The organism is Desulfovibrio sp. OH1186_COT-070, from assembly GCF_003860215.1.
Classification (GTDB): domain Bacteria; phylum Desulfobacterota; class Desulfovibrionia; order Desulfovibrionales; family Desulfovibrionaceae; genus Desulfovibrio.
Map to the genome: position 1 here is coordinate 1 of NZ_RQYH01000204.1, position 380 is coordinate 380.

Sequence of the window (380 nt, forward strand, 5' to 3'; positions counted from 1 at the left end):
GGCCAATACTTTATACAACGATGGGCGTAACTTATGCATTAGTGACTAGTAAATCTACTAGTAACGATTTGAAAGGTGCTTATTACACGCAATTAAGCCTGAATTATCTATGGTCGATATTATACTTCAAATATAAATTACGCTTTAGTGCGTTGATAGAGAGTGTTGTATTACTGGGTGCAGTAGTTACAACAATTGTAAAATTTTTCAATGTAAAAAAAGTTGCTGGCATTTTACTAGTTCCATATATGCTTTGGAGCGCTTTTGCTACTTATTTAACAGCTGGTAATTGGTATTTAAATAAAGATAACCCAAACTATACAGCGAAATCTGAGCATTAAATTGATGAAAAAGATTATATATATTGCGATATATTGGTT

At 31.6% G+C, this 380-nt stretch carries 1 protein-coding gene; it reads left to right on the plus strand.

Annotated elements, in window-relative coordinates:
- Window positions 1-341, plus strand: a 341-nt coding sequence (locus EII23_RS12530; RefSeq protein ID WP_148091298.1) for a TspO/MBR family protein, incomplete at its 5' end; no start/stop codon positions are given.
- Between the last annotated feature and the right edge of the window lie 39 nt (window positions 342-380).